Consider the following 18,547-nt stretch of genomic DNA (forward strand, 5'->3'; position numbering starts at 1 on the left):
AGGTGCTATTTTTTTTGCCTTCTGTGGTCTCGCTTCACGCAAGGTTTATGGCAATTTCGCTTTTCTTTTGGGTCGGGATGCTTTATACTACATTTTAGTACCAGGTTCTAAAGAACTTCGCCAAATTTTACATATATGAATCGTTGATCTATAGATAACTCATAATGGTTTGGTTAATCATCAGGGGGGAGATACCCATCGAACGTTTGCCAAAGCGGGCGAGGCAGCAGCAACTCGTCCAAATGATAGAAACGAATCCGTTTATTACGGACCAAGAGCTCACCCGTCAGCTGAAGGTCAGCATCCAGACGATCCGGCTTGACCGGATGGAGCTGGGCATCCCCGAACTCCGGGAACGGATGAAGCTGATGGCCGAACGGTCTTACGATCAGGTTCGTTCCTTGCCGCTGCATGAAGTCATCGGGGAAATCGTCGATCTGCAATTGGACAAGAGCGGGATCTCCATCTTTGAAATCCGCGAGGAGCACGTGTTCTCCCGGACGGGAATCGCCCGGGGACATCATGTGTTTGCGCAGGCCAATTCTTTAGCCGTGGCCGTAATTAACGATGAAATCGCTTTGACGTTCTCTGCGGATATCCGGTTTGTTCGATCGGTTCATCTGGGGGAGAAATGCATTGCGAAAGCTTATGTAAGGCCAAGTTCCGGCCACAAGGGCAAAGCTAAGGTCGAGGTGTTTACCTACGTAGGCGAAGAAATGGTATTCCAGGGGAATTTCGTCATCTACCGGTCCACCGGAGACGACAATCCAGAAGGAGGAAGTCAGCATGAGAATCGCCATTGATGCCATGGGCGGGGACCACGCGCCGAAAAGCACGGTCGAAGGCGCGTTGGCCGCAGCCAAGGAATGGGGCGACACTGAAATCATTCTGGTCGGCGACGAGCAGGTGCTTGCGCCGATGCTGCAAGACGCTCCGGCGAATTTGCGGATACAACACGCTTCCGAAGTCATCGATGCGGAGGATGAGCCGGTTAAAGCCGTACGCCGCAAAAAGGACGCGTCCATGGTCGTAGCCGGGCGGCTCGTTCGCGAAGGGGAAGCCGAGGCGATGATCTCCGCCGGGAACACCGGGGCACTGATGACAACGGGCTTGCTGGTGGTCGGACGGATGGAAGGAATCGAACGGCCGGCATTGGCGCCGATGATTCCGACGGTCGACGAACGCGGAGTGCTGGCGCTTGATCTAGGCGCTAATATGGATGCCAAGCCGGAGCATCTTGCGCAATATGCGTTAATGGGCAGCATTTACCGGGAAAAGGTTCACGGAATCGCCAAGCCACGAGTGGGGTTGCTTAATGTCGGCACGGAAGCGATGAAGGGAAATGAGCTGACCAAAGCGGCTTATCCGCTCCTTGAGGCATTGCCGATTCATTTCGTCGGAAACGTGGAGGCACGGGATATCTTGACCGGCGCTTGCGATGTACTCGTGTGCGACGGCTTTGCCGGTAACATTTTGCTGAAATCGCTGGAAGGTACGGCGGGCACAATGTTTTCAATTCTAAAAAAGGAATTTTCGAAATCTCTGAAGAACAAGCTGGCCGCGGCTGTACTGATGCCGTCGCTGCGCGGTTTGAAGAAGACGCTGGATTATAAAGAACATGGCGGCGCCCCCCTTCTTGGCCTTAGCGGTCTGGTCGTAAAAGGACACGGGTCCTCGGACGGCGGCGCGATCAAGAATGCCGTTCGCCAAGCGCGGACAGCGTTGCAAAGCCAACTGACGGAGAGCATAGCACGGGAAATCAGCGGGAAGTGAGTGACGAGAGTGAATAATTTACGTTCGGTAGGGATTATCGGTACCGGGAAATACGTGCCGGAGAAAGTGTTGACGAATGCCGATTTGGAGAAAATAGTGGATACGAACGACGAGTGGATCGTTTCTCGTACGGGGATCAAAGAACGGCATATTGCCGCGCCGGAGCAAGCAACCTCCGATCTGGCTTATGAAGCGGCTGTTCGTGCCTTGAAGTCCGCTGGCCTTACGGCGGATGAGCTGGATCTGATTATTGTAGCCACCGTAACGCCGGATTCGGCGTTTCCGTCGACGGCTTGCATTTTGCAGGATAAGCTTGGCGCGAAAAAAGCAGCAGCCTTCGATTTGTCCGCCGCCTGCTCGGGGTTCGTGTATGGAATGGCGACGGCGAATGGGTTTATCCAGACAGGGATGTACCGGAACGCGCTGGTGATTGGAGCGGATACGCTATCCCGGATCACGGATTATTCGGACCGGAACACCTGCGTGTTGTTCGGGGATGGAGCTGGGGCCGTCATTATTGGAGAAGTATCGGAGGGCCGTGGATTCTTGTCCTTCGATCTGGGCGCGGAAGGCGCCGGCGGCGAATTGCTGAAACTGGAGGCGGGCGGTTCACGGTTGCCGGCTTCGGAAGCTACCGTAGCCGACCGAAAGCATTATATCTACATGAACGGGCGTGAAGTATTCAAGTTTGCCGTTCGCGTGATGGGCTCGGCAACCGAGGAAGTGCTCCGCAAAGCCGGGAAGAGCAAAGAAGACATCGACCTGTTTGTCCCTCATCAGGCGAACATCCGTATTATCCAATCGGCCATGCAACGCTTGAACCTGCCGGAGGATAAATGCGTCATCAACGTGGATAAATACGCGAATACATCGGCAGCTTCTATTCCGCTGGCACTGGTGGAAGCGGCGGAGGATGGTCGGATGAAGGAAGGCGACACCATCCTGCTGGTTGGCTTCGGGGGTGGATTAACCTGGGGAGCGTCTGTGCTGGTGTGGTAAGACACATCTTCAACGGGTTGCCACTCGCGACCGTTTGTAAGCGATAAACCTGATTTTTTTCGATAGGGAGTGCACAGGATGGGCAAAATCGCTTTTGTTTTTCCGGGACAGGGTTCCCAAAGCGTAGGAATGGGCAAGGATATATATGATGCATTGCCAGCTGCTCGGGCTCGTTTCGAAAAGGCTGATGAGCAGCTTGGTTTTTCGCTCAGCGGCTTGATCTTCGAAGGGCCAGACACCGAGCTGAAGCAAACGGCCAATACACAACCGGCTCTGTTGACGACCAGCGTCGCGCTGTACGAGGCGTTTACGGCGAAGGGCTTCAAACCGGACTATGTCGCCGGCCACAGCTTAGGCGAGTACAGCGCCCTGACGGCCGCTGGCGTGCTTAGCTTCGAGGATGCTGTCAAGCTCGTACGGGCTCGCGGCGAATACATGGAACAAGCCGTGCCGGGCGGACAAGGTGCTATGGCTGCGGTGCTCGGCGGCGAACGCGAAGCGCTCGCACAGCTGTGTGAAGACATAACCGCTGGCGGCGCTCTGGTAGAGCTGGCTAATGTCAATTGCCCGGGACAGATCGTTGTTTCGGGAAGCCAAGAAGGGGTTAACCTTGTGGTTGAACGAGTGAAGGAGATCGGCGCCAAGCGGGCGATTCTGCTCGAAGTGAGCGGACCGTTCCATTCCTCTCTCATGAAGACGGCAGCCGAGCGGCTGGGCGATCGGTTGTCCGCTGCCTCTTTCCGAGACGCTGAGGTTCCGGTCGTGGCAAATGTAACGGCTCGGCCGGTGCAAAATGGGGCGGAGATCAAGGACTTGCTGCTGCGCCAGGTTTATTCTCCCGTCCTATGGGAGGATAGCGTGGGCTGGCTTCTCTCACAGGGAGTGGATACTTTCGTGGAGATCGGCCCCGGCAGCGTCTTGACGGGATTGATTAAGAAAATCGATAAATCCGTACGGCTCTTTAATGTCAGCAGCTTGGAGAGTTTGGAACAGACGGCTGCAGCCCTGAATTAATATTGGCCGAGAGGGCCTGGATTTACCTTCGCCGCAAAGGTGCCGTTTGGGCTCAAGGAATGGCGATGAGATTTTGTTACCGCAAGACGGAGTTTTGATTTGGATGCGTCTCATAAACAAGGCGAAAGGAGATGAACCGATGAGCAAACCTCTTCAAGGCAAAACCGCTTTGGTGACGGGGGCCTCCCGCGGGATCGGCCGCAGTATTGCGCTGGCTTTGGCCGAGGCAGGAGCCGACGTCGTCGTGAACTATGCGGGGAATGAAGAAGCCGCCGCCCGCGTCGTTTCCGAAATCGAGGCGCTCGGTGTGAAATCTTACGCTGCCAAAGCGCATGTAGGCAACAGTGAGCAATTCGAGGGAATGGTGAAGTCCGTACTCGAAGCGTGGGGCCGGATCGATATTCTGGTGAATAACGCAGGAATTACAAGAGATAATTTAATTATGCGTATGAAGGAAGAAGAGTTTGATCAAGTCATCGAGACGAACCTGAAGGGCGTATTTAACGGGATCAAAGCCGTGACCCGTCCGATGATGAAGCAACGCTCGGGACGGATTATCAACATTTCTTCGGTGGTTGGCGTGCTCGGCAACGCGGGTCAGGCGAACTACGTCGCCGCTAAGGCCGGAGTCATTGGTCTGACAAAAGCATCGGCTCGTGAATTGGCTTCGCGCGGAATCACCGTGAACTGCGTCGCTCCCGGATTTATCGAAACCGATATGACGGGGGAGCTTCCGGAGGAATATCGCCAGAAATTGCTGGGGGACATCCCGTTGGCCCGTTTGGGACAGCCGGAGGAAATCGCAAGCGCGGTACTATTCCTCGCCTCGGACAGCGCGGCCTATATGACCGGACAGACGCTGCACGTGGACGGCGGAATGTATATGTAAATCGCGCCTTTCGCTTCTATGGCATTTTAACTTCAAATCTCTTATAATACCAAAGAGGAGGTGAACCGGATGTCCGATGTATTAGATCGCGTAAAACGCATTGTGGTCGATCGCCTCGGCGCTGATGAAGCCGAAGTGACGCTAGAAGCGTCTTTCAAAGACGACTTGGGTGCGGATTCGCTTGACGTAGTTGAATTAGTGATGGAATTGGAAGATGAATTCGATCTGGAAATTTCCGACGAAGATGCAGAGAAGATTACGACTGTAGGTGAAGTTGTAAACTACATACAATCTCATACCTAATTGTCATCCCAAAGTCCCGTACCTCCTACATAGCAGGCGGGACTTCTCCTCATCTTTACCCTCTATAAGCATTCGTGCTTAAGTCCAAGAATGATGTACACATGAAGTCCATACGAGGTGAGTGTGTTTGAAGCATAGAGTAGTAGTTACGGGAATGGGGGTCGTGACGGCGCTTGGCCATGACCTTGATACGCTGTGGAATAACCTGATTCAGGGGAAATCCGGTGTATCGAGAGTCGAAGCGTTCGACGTCAGTGATTACCCTACGCAAATAGCCGCTTCCGTGAAGGATTTTAATCCTGAGGATTATGTTGATCGTAAGGAAGCGCGGAAAATGGACCGCTTCGTCCAATTTGCAGCCGCTGCGGCGGTTAACGCAATGAAGGACAGCGGACTCAATATCGCCGAGCAGGCCGACCCGGAGCGGGTAGGCGTCATGATCGGTTCGGGGATCGGTGGTCTCGGAACTTGGGAAGACCAGCACAATATCTTGCTGGAGAAAGGTCCGAAACGCGTCAGCCCATTTTTTATTCCTATGATGATTGCCAATATGGCCTCAGGCCATGTATCCATCTTGTTCGGGGCAAAGGGCCCGAACACGACGGCGGTGACTGCGTGCGCGACCGGAACTCATTCCATTGGCGATTCGTACAAGCTCATCCAGCGGGGTGATGCCGATGTGATGATTTGCGGCGGCGCGGAAGCAACGATCCGTCCGACCGGCATGGCGGGATTTTGCTCGATGCGGGCGATGTCGACTCGCAACGATGAACCGGAAAAAGCCAGCCGGCCGTTTGATATGGAACGCGACGGCTTCGTCATGGGCGAAGGCGCCGGCGTACTGATCTTGGAATCGCTGGAGCATGCGCTGAAGCGCGGCGCCAAAATTTACGGTGAAATTATTGGCTACGGTTTGAGCGGGGATGCCCATCATATGACGGAGCCAGACCCTAACGGTCCGGAGCGTTGCATGAAGATGGCGATCCGCGATGCCGCCATCGCGCCGGAGGAAGTGGATTATATCAACGCCCACGGTACTTCGACACCGGTGGGGGACCGCTCAGAGACGATTGCGATCAAGCGTGCGCTTGGCGACCACGCCTATAAGGTGGCCATCAGCTCGACGAAATCGATGACCGGCCATTTGCTTGGGGCTGCAGGCGGCGTAGAAGGCGTCATTTGCGGGCTTACGCTGGGGCATGGCGTCATTCCGCCGACGATCAATTTGGAGCATCCGGACCCGGAATGCGATCTGGATTACGTTCCGAACGAAGCCAGACGAGCGGACGTGCGTGTAGCGATGTCCAATTCGTTTGGATTCGGTGGACATAACGCCACGATCATTATGAAGAAATACGAAGCGTAAGGGGTTAAGTCTGGTGAATGGAGATCTGAAGCAGTTACAGCATAAACTTGAACTGGCATTCCAAAATCGGCAGCTTCTGAAACAAGCCTTCACCCATGCGTCATACGTGAACGAGCATCGCTTCAGTCAATATGAGGATAACGAGCGCCTGGAATTTCTGGGTGACGCCGTTCTCGAGTTAACCGTTTCGGAGCATTTATATCGGTTATTTCCGGATCGTCCTGAAGGCGAGTTAACCAAGCTGCGCGCTGCCATCGTCTGCGAGCCGTCGCTCGTCAAATTTGCCGAAAGTTTGGAATTTGGGCAATACGTCCTGCTGGGCAAAGGCGAGGAGCTCACGGGAGGACGGACCCGTCCGGCGCTGCTTGCGGACGTATTTGAATCCTTTATCGGTGCTTTATACCTGGATCAGGGCCTGGAAGCCGTCACTGCGTTTCTTCATCGCCACGTATTTCCTAAATTGACCCTGGACGGCAAGCTGGCAACCAGCGACTTCAAGACGGAGTTGCAGGAGCTGACGCAGCATCACGGCATGGGCGCGTTGGAATACCGGATCGTTGAAGAACGGGGACCGGCGCATGAACGCGAATTCGTTGCGGAGGTTTGCATGGAAGGTCGTTCGCTTGGTCAGGGAACGGGTAGATCTAAGAAGGAAGCCGAGCAACAGGCGGCTGCCGTGGCGTTGGATCTGCTCAAGGACGCTCAGCCTGAAGGTTAATCATGTAGTCATAGCTCAAATAAGAAGGTCGTCCCCAAGGTCTTGCTGACCTTGCGGGACGACCTTTTTTTTGAAAGAGGGGATTCCTGCGGGCTCTAACGCTGATCCGCGTTGCTATTGATGCATTTATTCTGGATAGCAATCTGTAACGCTGAGGGGAAAGCTTATCCGCAAGTTTTTTACCCGAAAAGGGGTTATTGGGTGTCCATAAGCTTGCTAGCCAGCGTTAACTACAAAACACCGTGCTTTTTGACTCAATAAGCATCCTGGCAAGCGTTAGCGGAAAATCACCGCAGATTAATTCAATTCAACTTAACTCAGCAATTCATACCTTAGGGCAATCTAGTTCTCCCACTAAGGCAAACGCTTGCGGATTTCCGTCATATGGGTCAGTGTGTCCATGCCAGAGTGATTGCCAAGCAAGATGATGGTGTACCCGCCGCCAAGTTCCCGGGACATCCCGGTGGCGTAACCGGTGCCGCTGCCATTGTGAAAGACACGCGTAATTCCGTTTTCCTGGCGGATCATCCAGCCATACCCGTAGTTTTTTTCTGAATACGGGGTAAACATTTGCGCGATGGACGCTTGGCGGAGCACCTGCTCCGTTTCGAATGAGGCGATCCAGGTCAGCATGTCGTCGACAGTAGAATACAGCGTGCCGGTGCCGGATTGGGAGAGATAAGGGCCAGCTGGTGCCCACAGCTGATCTCCGGCGCTGACATATCCTTGGATGACCGGCACGGAGGGCTTCGCTTCCCCGGTATCGGACAGGCCCAGAGGCTCCCAAATGTTTTGGTTCAGATAGTCCCCGTAACGCATCCCTGACGCTTTCTCGATGATCCCAGCCAACAAGACATAACCGCTGTTGCTGTATATAAACTTGCTGTTCGGTTCAACACGCAAAGGTTTGGCCCGGATGGCCTCAATCGTTTCCTGCAAGGATAGGCCCGGTTCTCGCGGAAAGTTGGGGTTGATGCCGGATAGGTGCGACAACAAGAGGTGAATGGTAATCCGGTCTCCGGAAGGAAAATCGGGATAGTATGATGCCAACGTGTCGTCCAAGCGGAGTCGTCCTTCTTCCACCAGCTTCATCACAGCCGCCGCCGTAAACGATTTGGTTAGGGAAGCGATTCGCGATTTGCGGTCAGCGCGAACGAGATGGTTCTCGCCGTCATATCCGTAACCTTTGCGCAGCAGGATCCGATCTCCTTTGGCAATCAGAGCGATGCCGGAATACCGCTGAGCGATGAAATAGCGGTCGGCCACCTCCGCCTCGGGAGAGGTGATCGACGCAGGGTCCGGTGTCAAGTTAACGTGCATCGTTCCATCCGTTGTAACGACACCGACGTCTGCCTTTAATACCTCAGCTAAAGCGCGCAGCGGCACGAGGGTCGCGCCACCGCGAGTGATCGATATGCCGCCCGTCCGGAGGGGATCCCCGTTGACGGTGAACAGATTCGTGCCGGAGCGGTGCAAGATCGTGTCTCCGTGAGCTCGCAACTCGGCAGCGTGCTTGGCGGAATTCCACTTCACTTCTGCGCCCAGGCGCTCGGCTGCTTCGCGCAGCGGTACAAAGGTTACGCCGCGATGGATCAGCGGCGAAGTCGTCCAGGCCATTTCCTGCCCGTCGAGGGTCACTTTCGCGGAGGCCAGCACTTGCGTCTGCTGGGCGGCAGCCAACGGCAGTGCTGGCGAGAGCAGGGATCCGAGGCCAAGGCATAAGAAGAAGAGCAGTCCGGGCAGGCGAGAATGTTTCTTCGTGCTCATCAAGGGCGCTCCTTTTACCGATATAAGAGTTTGGATTTTCTATCACACTAGCAAAAAAGAAATCGAATTTCAAGCGAGTAAAGGATGCGTCATCCCGGGCTTCTGCACGAGACGGATTGCCTGTCCGCCGGAGCTTTGGGTATGTTACAATAGTCGGTAGAGGTGATAGTGAACGTATGTTTTTGAAACGGATAGAGTTAGCGGGCTTCAAATCGTTCGCCGATAAGACGGAGATGGAATTCGTCCGCGGCATTACCGCCGTGGTTGGACCGAACGGTAGCGGTAAGAGCAACATCTCCGACGGCATCCGCTGGGTGCTCGGGGAACAAAGCGCCAAATCTTTGCGCGGCGGGAAAATGGAAGATATCATTTTTGCTGGCAGCGACGCGCGCAAGGCGGTAAATTTCAGCGAGGTGTCGCTAACGCTGGACAACACCGATCAGGCGTTACCGCTCGATTTCAGTGAAGTGACGGTCACCCGGCGGGTCCATCGCAGCGGGGACAGTGAATATTTCATCAACAAACAGTCCTGTCGGCTGAAGGATATTACCGAGCTGTTCATGGATACGGGGATCGGGAAGGAAGCTTACTCTATCATTGGGCAGGGCCGGATCGAAGAGATTCTGAGTACGCGCTCGGAGGATCGCCGCGGTATTTTCGAAGAGGCTTCGGGGATCGTGAAATACAAGAGCCGTAAGCGTGACGCCCGCCGCAAGTTAGATGAAACCGAGCAAAATCTGCTGCGCATCAATGATTTAGTGGTTGAGCTGGAGGATCAGATCGAACCGCTGAAGGAGCAGTCGGAGAAAGCGATCAAATACAAGGAATTGCGCGAGCAATTGAAAAATAAAGAGATTTCGTTATACGTGCATCAGATTGAGCAAATCCACGCCTCGTGGAGCGAGGCCAATGCCAAGCTAGCCAAACTCCAGGAGGAGCAGTTGGCCTTGTCAACCGTCGTCTCCGCGCACGATGCCAAACTGGAGAGCGATCGTCTGGCGCTTCGACAGGTGGAGGATAAAATTGAGCTGTTGCAAGGACAGTTGCTTGAATATAGCGAAAGCTATGAAAAAAGCGAAGGTTATGGCGAGGTTTTGAAGGAACGCGCCAAGAACCTGACTCAAAATCGCGAGCAGCTTCGCCAATCTCTGGAGGTTAGTGAAGAGCGGTTCGCCCAGCGGCAGCAAGAAATGGAGCAGATGGCTGCCAAGTTCGCCGCAGCAGAACAGCAGCTTAGCGAGCTGCGCAATGAACTGGCGGCCGAAGAGGCGAAGCTGATCGGCGTGACCGGCGGCATCAGCCAAGTGCAGGAGGAAGGCTTGAAAGGCCAACTTCTCGACATCATGAATCGGATGGCGCAATCCCGCAACGAGATCCATTATGCCGAACAGCAGAAAGACAGCGTCAAACGCCGGATGGAACGTGCCGAAGAGGAAGGCATCAAATGGACGGATGAACTGGAAAGACTCAAGGGCAGCAAGGCCGAGTTAGAGAAGGTGCTGGATAAGCTGGGCAAGGAAATTGCCGAAGTGCGGGGACAGTACATCCAGGAAAGCGAGCGCGTGAATTCGCTGCAGAAGCTCGTTGAAGAGAGCCAAAGCAATATCCGCAAATGGGAGCAGAAACGCGAGGGTTTGGTTTCCCGGCGCGACACGATGAAGGAGATGGAGGACGACTACGACGGGTTTGTCCTTGGCGTTAAGGAAGTCCTGAAGGCGTCGAAAAAATCGGCATTATCCGGAGTGCATGGCGCGGTCGCCGAATTGATCCGAGTTCCGGAAAAGCTTGAGCTGGCCGTAGAAACGGCGCTGGGCGCCGCTATGCAGCATATCGTCATGGAGAACGAAGCCGTATCACGGCAGGCGATCGCTTTCCTGAAGCAGCGGCAACTGGGCCGTGCAACATTTCTGCCACTGGACGTCATCCGTCCGCGCCAAATTTCCGCGGGGGACAAGCGCCAGTTGGAAGAGGCGGACGGATTCGTCGGAATCGGCGCAGAACTGGTCGGTTATGAGCCGCGGTATGCGGATATCGTCGGCAGCCTGCTCGGCAACGTCGTCTTTGCCAGCGATTTGGAACGAGCGAACAAGATGGCGGCAAGGCTGCAATACCGCTTCCGAATCGTGACGTTGGAAGGCGACGTTGTGAATGCCGGCGGTTCGATGACCGGGGGCTCTCAGCATCGTAAGAACAGCAACCTGCTGGGACGTAAACGTCAGCTCGACCAGCTTGCCAGCGACATTCGCGAGAGCGAGGAGATGCTGGATAAGCTGCGCAAAGGGATAACCGACGTTCGCAGCCAACTGGCTAAGGCGGAAAGCGAGCTGACGCGACTGCGCGAAGCCGGCGATGCCAAGCGGGTTGAGGAGCAATCTTGCGCTGGTGACCTGAAGCAGGTTGATCATGAATGGCGTCACGTTTCCGAGCAATTTGAGCTGTATGGTCAAGAGAAGGGCCACTACCTGAAGGAGCTCGAGGAGCTTGAGGCAACGAAGAAAGCTGCGGAAGAACGTCTCGTAGAGCTGGAGAAAGAAGAGCAAACCGTCCAGCAATCGATTCGGGCGGCGGAATTCGCACGTAAAGCAAGCGAGTCGGCCAAGGAGGAACTCCAGGATTTACTGACCGATCTGAAAGTTCGGGAAGGCAAGCTGGATCAGGAGTGCCAGTCGCTGCGCGAGCAGCTGCGCCGCGCGGAGAACGAGTTCAAGGTTCAGGAGCGTGAGTTGGGGCAAAATCGCACGATTTTGCAATCGATCGAAGTGGACTTGCAGCAAAATGAGGAACAGACCGTCAAGCAACGGGAAGAGCTCAACGATTTCAAGCTGAAGAAGGAACGCGCTAGCGAGCAGCTCGAACTGGAACGGGCTTCGCGCGCCGTGCTCGTGAAGAAGCTGGAGGAAGGCGAAAGCGAAACGAAGGAGCAGCGGCTTGGGCTGAAGGCCGTGGAGGAGCAACTGCGCCAGACGGAAATCCAGGCGAACCGTCTCGACGTGGAGCTGGACAATATCCTGCGTAAGTTGTCTGAGGATTATGAGCTTAGCTATGAATTGGCTAAGCAGCGTTATGCCGTACCGGAGGATGTGCCGCAAACCCAAACGGAAGTCAAGGAGCTGAAGCGGCAAATTACCTTGCTTGGGGATGTGAATCTCGGTGCGATTGAGGAATACAACCGCGTATCCGAGCGTTACCAGTTCCTCAGTGAACAGAAAGATGACCTCGTTGAAGCGAAAACCACCTTGTATCAGGTCATCCGCGAGATGGACGAGGAGATGTCCAAACGCTTTAAAACGACGTTTGATGCCATTCGCCGCGAATTTGTGATCGTCTTCTCGAAGCTGTTTGGCGGTGGACGGGCGGACCTGATTCTGGTTGATCCGGACAATCTGCTCGATACGGGGATCGATGTGGTCGCCCAACCGCCGGGCAAGAAGCTGCAGAACTTACAGCTGCTCTCCGGTGGAGAGCGGGCTTTGACGGCAATGGCCCTGCTGTTTGCCATTCTCCAGGTGAAACCCGTCCCTTTCTGCGTGCTCGACGAAGTCGAAGCCGCGTTGGACGAGGCCAACGTGGCTCGTTTCGCCCAGTATTTGCGCGAATTCTCCGAACAGACGCAGTTTATCGTGGTTACCCACCGCAAAGGGACGATGGAGGAAGCCGATGTGCTATACGGCGTGACCATGGAGGAAGGCGGCGTGTCCAAGCTCGTCTCCGTGAAGCTGGAGGACGAAGAGACGGTCGAAATCGCTTAAGCAAGGCGTAAGGCAAATTCAAATTACGGTGGCTTGGGAGTCAAGGTAATGGCTTGGCTCTCCTGCCACGTTTTTATTTTTCGCGCCGCGGTTGCAGGAAATTGCTTGGATCTTCGCGGTATGCGATAATGAGTTCGAAGTGATGAAGGAGGAAATAATCCCTATGAGTTTCTTTAAGAAACTGAAAGAAAGCATTGCATCCAAAACGGAATCCGTAACCAAACAATTCCGGGACGGGCTCGAAAAAAGCCGTAAGGGCTTTGTTGAAAAAGTGACGGAGCTCGTCACTCGACGCAAAAAGATCGATGAGGAATTTTTCGAAGAGCTGGAGGAAATTTTAATCGGAGCCGATGTCGGCGTGAACACCGTGCTGAAGCTGATCGACGATCTGCGGGCGGAAGTGAAGCAACGCCGCATCGAGGACGCTTCGGAGCTGCAGCCGTTGCTGTCGGAGAAGCTGACTGAGCTGCTGCGCGGTGATGAAGACAGCGAAATGCATTTGAATACGGACGGGATCAGCGTCATTTTGTTCGTCGGCGTCAACGGCGTTGGCAAAACGACAACGATCGGCAAGTTGGCCCATTATTATAAGCAACAGGGCAAGAAGGTCATTCTGGCCGCTGGGGACACGTTCCGCGCAGGCGCGATCGAGCAGTTGGAGGTCTGGGGCAAACGGGCCCAGGTTGACGTGATCAAGCAGCAGGCCGGTTCCGATCCGGCGGCGGTCATGTTCGACGCGGTTCAGGCCGCCAAGCAGCGCGGGGCAGACATCCTGCTGTGCGATACGGCAGGACGTTTGCAGAATAAGTCCAACTTGATGGAGGAGCTCAACAAGATTTACCGCGTCATTCAGCGGGAAATTCCAAGCGCTCCGCATGAGGTTTTGATGGTGCTGGACGCGACCACCGGACAAAACGCGCTGAGTCAAGCCAAACTGTTTGGCGAGAAGAGCGGCGTGACCGGTCTGGTGCTCACAAAGCTGGACGGCACCGCTAAAGGCGGGATCGTCATTGCCATCCGCCAGGAGCTGAGCCTTCCGGTAAAATTCGTTGGACTCGGCGAAAAGATGGACGACCTCCAACCCTTCGATTCCCAGCAGTTCGTACATGGCTTGTTTGCCGGCTTGATCGCGGATGAGGAAGAGGCGGAAGAGGCTTAAACCGGTAGTAGTAACATGTGGCGGTGCTCCATCGTATGATGATCCTAGGCAGACGCCCGGCAAGACAGACTATATAGAGATTTTAGGAGGTGACAGGATGGCCAATACGCATACTTACGACCGTCGCGAGGAAATCGCCAATGCGATCACTCACGGGATCGGCGCCTTGCTCAGCTTGGCGGGATTAGTATTGCTGATCGTTTTTTCCAGCATGAAGGGCACGGCTTGGCATGTCGTCAGCTTTACTATATACGGAGCGAGCATGCTGCTGCTGTACCTGTGTTCCACCCTCGTACACAGCTTCAAAGAAGGGAAATTGAAAGACCTGTTCGAGTTTTTTGACCATTCCTCCATTTACATTTACATCGCGGGAACGTACACGCCGTTCATGCTGGTGGCCGTTCGAGGGCCGCTCGGCTGGAGCCTGTTCGGAACCGTTTGGGGGATTGCTTTACTGGGCGTCGTATTCAAAGCGTTCTTCGTCAAAAGATTCCTGTTCATGTCGACGATCTTCTACTTAATCATGGGTTGGTTGATCGTCATCGCCTGGGGGCCGCTGACCGTGGCAATGCCACATCAAGGGATCGTCCTGCTGGTTGCGGGTGGGCTAGCGTATACGCTTGGCACGGTTTTCTACGTATGGCGAGGATTTCCGTACCACCACGCGATCTGGCATTTGTTCGTGCTTGGCGGCAGTGTGACACACTTCTTTGCGATTTTGCTTTATCTGCTGCCCCATCATTAATGGATTGATATTGACGTTCAAGCCGCTTTCCGAGGATTCGGAAAGCGGCTTTTTTGCCAAAGTGATGGAGTAGGTAGGCAATTGTATACATGTTAAGGAAAAATGCTTGACATCCACTACGGCATTCGGTATCATAGGAAAAGTTGATGCGCTGTAAAGTGTTTTTCCTTGACGGAGGGGGTGCCCAGATGAGTCAGGAGAATAGGCTTGAGAAGACGAACCGGATCAACCTTTTGTTTGACTTCTATGAAGTGCTGCTTACGGAGAAACAGCAGACCTTCTTAAAATATTATTTTCTCGATGATTTCTCGTTGGGCGAAATCGCCGCCGAGTTCGAGATTAGCCGCCAGGCGGTATATGAGCATATTAAACGGGCTGAAGGCATGCTGGAAACATATGAGGAGAAGCTGGGTTTATTGAAGAAACACGAAGCGCGGAGCGGCGTGTTGTCCCGGCTGGAGCAACTTATGGAAGACAGCGGCATGTCCCCGTTACATAAAGAAACGGCAAGAAATTTGCTTCGCGAGGCGGAGCAATTGTAAGATGACGATATACAGCTAAATCAAGTTCAAAAAGTCAGCATTCTGAACTACCTTAATGAATGGGGGTGACTGTCATATGGCATTTGAAGGATTGACAAGCCGCTTGCAAAGTGTGTTCAGCAAGCTTCGAGGCAAAGGCAAGGTATCGGAGGACGATGTCAACGAAGCGATGCGCGAGGTTCGGCTTGCTTTGCTGGAAGCGGACGTCAACTTTAAAGTCGTCAAGGAATTCATCGCCAAGGTGAAGGAGAAGGCGGTCGGCAAGGAGGTCATGGACAGCTTTACGCCGGGCATGGTCATCATCGATATCGTCAACAAAGAGCTGACTGAGCTCATGGGCGGTAGCCAAGCCAAGCTAGCCCGCAGTAATCGGCCGCCAACGGTCGTCATGATGGCAGGCCTGCAAGGGGCCGGTAAGACGACGACCTCGGCCAAGCTGGCCAAACTGCTGCTGAAAGAGAATCATCGGCCGCTGCTCGTAGCGGGTGACATTTACCGTCCCGCGGCGATCAAGCAACTGCAGGTACTCGGCGAGCAGATCAAAGTGCCAGTCTTTACGCTGCCGGAAGGCAACAGCCCGGTTGAAATCGCTCGTCAGGCGCTGCAGCATGCCAAGGACAACGGCAACGATTACCTATTGATCGATACCGCTGGCCGATTGCACATTGACGAAGAGCTGATGGAGGAGCTGCGGCAAATCCATGAGGTAACAAAGCCGGATGAAGTCCTGTTGGTCGTGGACGCCATGACCGGTCAGGATGCGGTGAACGTGGCGGAGAGCTTTAACCAGCAGCTAACCCTGACCGGGGTTGTGCTGACCAAGCTTGATGGGGACACCCGCGGCGGTGCGGCGTTGTCGGTCAAAGCCGTAACCGGCTGTCCGATCAAATTCGCCGCGCTTGGCGAGAAGATTGATGCGCTGGAGCCGTTCCATCCAGAGCGGATGGCTTCCCGGATTCTCGGCATGGGCGACATGCTGTCGCTGATCGAGAAAGCCCAGGCCAACATCGACACTGAAAAAGCGAAGGAAATGGAACGGAAAATGCGCAATGCGGAGTTTACGTTCGATGATTTCCTGGAACAAATGGATCAGGTCAAGAAGCTTGGGCCGCTGGATCAGCTCATGGATATGATTCCGGGTATGGGCAAGATGAAACAGATGCAGAACGTCAAGGTTGACGAGAAGCAAATGGGCCGAGTGGAAGCTATCGTGCATTCGATGACCAAAGAGGAGAAGCAACATCCCGATATGATCAATCATAGCCGGCGCAAACGGATTGCCGCAGGCAGCGGGACCACGCTCGCCGATGTCAATCGCTTGATCAAGCAGTTTGATGAAATGCGCCGCGTGATGAAGCAGTTCTCCGATATGATGGGGCCGAAAGGCAAAGGCAACAAGATGATGAAGCAGTTAGGTAAAGCCGGCAAAGGGATGCGTTTTCCTTTCCGTTAATTCTAAAATGTTCATTCTTTGAAGGAGGTGAATTTCGTGGCAGTTCGTATTCGTTTGAAACGTATTGGTGCTCATAAAGCTCCTTTCTACCGTATCGTGGTATCGAATTCTCGTTCCCCGCGTGACGGCCGTTTTATCGAGGAGATTGGTTACTATAACCCGGTTGCACAACCGGCAGTAGTCAACATCGATGAAGAAAAAGCATTGAAATGGCTCCAAGATGGTGCGCAAGCATCTGATACCGTTCGCAATCTGCTGAGCAAAGCAGGCGTTATGAAGAAATTCCATGAGCTTAGACAGCAGAAATAATTGCTGATTCGGAGGGTCGTATATGGAACAATTAGTCGGCGTTATCGCGAAGGCTCTTGTTGATCATCCGGACGACGTGCGTGTGGAGGTCGTGGAGAAGGATCACCTGATCGTTTATGAACTTTCCGTACATCCCGACGATGTAGGGAAGGTCATCGGCAAGCAGGGGAGAATCGCCAAGGCGCTCCGCACGGTCGTAGCATCGGCAGCGGTCAAGATGGATAAGCGGGTCACCGTGGATATCATGTCTTGATCGGTAACTTCATAATGGTAGACGAAAGTGGGTTAGGATGTTTGTCCTAGCCCTTTTTCGTACATGCTGAAGCAGAAGGATCCTTCGGACGGATGGTTCAGCTGCAAGAATGACAGGATAAATCTATTGGGAGGTTAATATGTCGGATTCATTATTGTCGGTAGGCAAAATCGTGAATACGCACGGGATTCGCGGGGAGCTTCGAGTGCTGCTGCAGACGGACTTTCCGGAGGTGCGTTTTGCTCCGAAAAATCGGCTTCTGATCATTCATCCGGAAACCGGGGAAAGGCTCGAGGTTACCGTACAAACGGCCCGGCCTTACAAACAGATGTACATCGTGAAATTCGCTGAATTTTCCCATATTAATGAGGTAGAACCGCTTAAGGGCCGTGAGCTGAAAGTACCCAAGACGGAATCCGTAGAGTTACCGGAGAACGAATATTATTTCCATGAAATCATCGGCTGTCAGGTTGTGAGCGATGAGGGTGAAGATCTGGGCCAAATCGTGGAAATCTTACGGCCAGGTGCCAACGACGTTTGGGTGACCAAGCTGCCAAGCGGCAAACAGCTGCTGCTCCCGGTGATCGATGACGTCGTCTTGGACGTCAACGTGAAGGAGAAAACCATCAAGGTGCGTATTATGGAAGGGCTGTTGTAGCATGAGGGTGGATGTGTTGACCCTGTTCCCGGAAATGTTCGCCGGCGTATTCGGCAGCAGCATTCTTGGAAAAGCCCGCGAAAAGGGCATCGTTTCGTTAAATGCCATCAACTTTCGGGATTACGCGGGTAATAAGCACGGCAGCGTTGACGACACCCCTTATGGCGGAGGCGGGGGGATGGTGCTCAAGCCGGAACCGATCTTCCGTGCGGTTGAGGATTTGTTTGGACAGCCAGCCAGCGAGGAAGCTTTCGAACCCTCAATACAAGTAGCGCCTAAACGTGCACCACGCATTATTCTGATGTGTCCGCAAGGGGAAACGTTTACCCAGAAGAAAGCGGAGGAATTAGCCCAGGAAGATCATCTCGTCTTTATTTGCGGACATTATGAAGGTTATGACGAACGAATTCGCGAGCATTTGGTTACTGATGAGTTGTCCATCGGGGATTACGTGCTGACCGGCGGTGAACTTCCCGCGATGGTCGTAATCGATAGTGTAACGCGTCTCCTACCCGGCGTGTTGGGCAATGAAACAAGTGCGGTGACGGATTCCTTCAGTACCGGTTTGTTGGAATATCCGCATTACACCCGCCCGGTTGAATTTCGCGGGTGGAAGGTGCCGGAGATCCTGCTCAGCGGACATCATGCCAATGTTGACGAATGGCGGCGGCAAGAGGCGCTTCGCCGGACCTGGCAGCGCCGTCCGGATTTGCTGGAGGGACTTGAATTGACAGAGAAGGACAAGCGCTGGCTGAAGGTGTTGCAGGAGGAAGCTACGGTTAAATCAGAAGAGTAATTCCAGGTAAATCAAAACCCCCGGTATTCAAACCGAGGGTTTTTCTGTATCCCA

General features: G+C 54.0%; 18 protein-coding genes. 17 read left to right on the plus strand and 1 reads right to left on the minus strand.

What is annotated here, in order from left to right; translation table 11 throughout:
• Positions 1 to 206 precede the first annotated feature (206 nt).
• The 8 genes from fapR to rnc all read left to right on the plus strand — a co-directional run bounded on the left by fapR (position 207) and on the right by rnc (position 7,062).
• Positions 207 to 803: a transcription factor FapR gene (gene fapR / locus MKZ15_RS09785; RefSeq protein ID WP_193415186.1), complete on the plus strand. Its 597-nt coding sequence runs from the start codon at positions 207 to 209 to the stop codon at positions 801 to 803.
• Complete coding sequence (gene plsX, locus MKZ15_RS09790) at positions 787 to 1,773, plus strand: phosphate acyltransferase PlsX (protein ID WP_155607376.1); 987 nt, start codon at positions 787 to 789, stop codon at positions 1,771 to 1,773. Before fapR ends, plsX begins: the two co-directional genes overlap by 17 nt.
• 9 nt (positions 1,774 to 1,782) lie before the next feature.
• Positions 1,783 to 2,772 (plus strand): beta-ketoacyl-ACP synthase III, encoded by a 990-nt coding sequence (locus MKZ15_RS09795; protein ID WP_193415187.1) that lies wholly within the window; start codon positions 1,783 to 1,785, stop codon positions 2,770 to 2,772.
• A 78-nt stretch (positions 2,773 to 2,850) separates the two neighbouring features.
• Complete coding sequence (gene fabD, locus MKZ15_RS09800) at positions 2,851 to 3,786, plus strand: ACP S-malonyltransferase (RefSeq protein WP_339821620.1); 936 nt, start codon at positions 2,851 to 2,853, stop codon at positions 3,784 to 3,786.
• Positions 3,787 to 3,925: 139 nt separating this feature from the next.
• Positions 3,926 to 4,675, plus strand: a complete 750-nt coding sequence (gene fabG / locus MKZ15_RS09805; RefSeq protein ID WP_155607374.1) for a 3-oxoacyl-ACP reductase FabG — start codon at positions 3,926 to 3,928, stop codon at positions 4,673 to 4,675.
• A 69-nt stretch (positions 4,676 to 4,744) separates the two neighbouring features.
• Positions 4,745 to 4,978 carry an acyl carrier protein gene (gene acpP / locus MKZ15_RS09810; RefSeq protein ID WP_018750834.1) on the plus strand — a complete coding sequence of 78 codons (234 nt, stop codon included), beginning with the start codon at positions 4,745 to 4,747 and terminating at the stop codon, positions 4,976 to 4,978.
• A 127-nt stretch (positions 4,979 to 5,105) separates the two neighbouring features.
• Positions 5,106 to 6,344 (plus strand): beta-ketoacyl-ACP synthase II, encoded by a 1,239-nt coding sequence (gene fabF, locus MKZ15_RS09815; RefSeq protein ID WP_339821627.1) that lies wholly within the window; start codon positions 5,106 to 5,108, stop codon positions 6,342 to 6,344.
• A 13-nt stretch (positions 6,345 to 6,357) separates the two neighbouring features.
• Positions 6,358 to 7,062 carry a ribonuclease III gene (gene rnc / locus MKZ15_RS09820; RefSeq protein WP_339821630.1) on the plus strand — a complete coding sequence of 235 codons (705 nt, stop codon included), beginning with the start codon at positions 6,358 to 6,360 and terminating at the stop codon, positions 7,060 to 7,062.
• Between the two features lie 354 nt (positions 7,063 to 7,416).
• On the opposite strand, the gene MKZ15_RS09825 is transcribed toward rnc, so the two are convergent.
• Positions 7,417 to 8,829, minus strand: coding sequence for a serine hydrolase (locus MKZ15_RS09825; RefSeq protein ID WP_339821633.1), 1,413 nt, complete (start codon positions 8,827 to 8,829; stop codon positions 7,417 to 7,419).
• A gap of 176 nt (positions 8,830 to 9,005) precedes the next feature.
• Here MKZ15_RS09825 and smc point away from each other — a divergent pair, with 176 nt between their 5' ends.
• The 9 genes from smc to trmD all read left to right on the plus strand — a co-directional run bounded on the left by smc (position 9,006) and on the right by trmD (position 18,493).
• Positions 9,006 to 12,578, plus strand: a complete 3,573-nt coding sequence (gene smc / locus MKZ15_RS09830; RefSeq protein WP_339821636.1) for a chromosome segregation protein SMC — start codon at positions 9,006 to 9,008, stop codon at positions 12,576 to 12,578.
• 163 nt (positions 12,579 to 12,741) lie between these two features.
• Positions 12,742 to 13,737, plus strand: a complete 996-nt coding sequence (ftsY, locus tag MKZ15_RS09835; protein WP_339821638.1) for a signal recognition particle-docking protein FtsY — start codon at positions 12,742 to 12,744, stop codon at positions 13,735 to 13,737.
• 97 nt (positions 13,738 to 13,834) lie between these two features.
• On the plus strand, positions 13,835 to 14,482 hold the full coding sequence (locus tag MKZ15_RS09840; RefSeq protein WP_155607368.1) for a hemolysin III family protein: 648 nt from the start codon (positions 13,835 to 13,837) through the stop codon (positions 14,480 to 14,482).
• A 188-nt stretch (positions 14,483 to 14,670) separates the two neighbouring features.
• Positions 14,671 to 15,024 (plus strand): putative DNA-binding protein, encoded by a 354-nt coding sequence (locus MKZ15_RS09845; protein WP_155607367.1) that lies wholly within the window; start codon positions 14,671 to 14,673, stop codon positions 15,022 to 15,024.
• Positions 15,025 to 15,100: 76 nt separating this feature from the next.
• Positions 15,101 to 16,477: a signal recognition particle protein gene (ffh, locus tag MKZ15_RS09850; RefSeq protein WP_155607366.1), complete on the plus strand. Its 1,377-nt coding sequence runs from the start codon at positions 15,101 to 15,103 to the stop codon at positions 16,475 to 16,477.
• Between the two features lie 36 nt (positions 16,478 to 16,513).
• A complete protein-coding gene (gene rpsP / locus MKZ15_RS09855; protein WP_059045412.1) occupies positions 16,514 to 16,786 on the plus strand; it encodes a 30S ribosomal protein S16 in 273 nt (90 codons plus the stop codon).
• Positions 16,787 to 16,808: 22 nt separating this feature from the next.
• Positions 16,809 to 17,039: a KH domain-containing protein gene (locus MKZ15_RS09860; protein WP_059045410.1), complete on the plus strand. Its 231-nt coding sequence runs from the start codon at positions 16,809 to 16,811 to the stop codon at positions 17,037 to 17,039.
• 139 nt (positions 17,040 to 17,178) lie between these two features.
• On the plus strand, positions 17,179 to 17,697 hold the full coding sequence (gene rimM / locus MKZ15_RS09865) for a ribosome maturation factor RimM (protein WP_339821643.1): 519 nt from the start codon (positions 17,179 to 17,181) through the stop codon (positions 17,695 to 17,697).
• A 1-nt stretch (position 17,698) separates the two neighbouring features.
• Entirely contained in the window at positions 17,699 to 18,493 is a 795-nt protein-coding gene (gene trmD / locus MKZ15_RS09870; RefSeq protein ID WP_339821645.1) for a tRNA (guanosine(37)-N1)-methyltransferase TrmD, read from the plus strand.
• The last annotated feature ends 54 nt before the right edge of the window (positions 18,494 to 18,547 follow it).

The sequence above is a fragment of the Paenibacillus sp. FSL R7-0216 genome, assembly GCF_037969915.1.
In the GTDB taxonomy this organism is placed as follows: Bacteria; Bacillota; Bacilli; order Paenibacillales; family Paenibacillaceae; genus Fontibacillus; species Fontibacillus rhizolycopersici.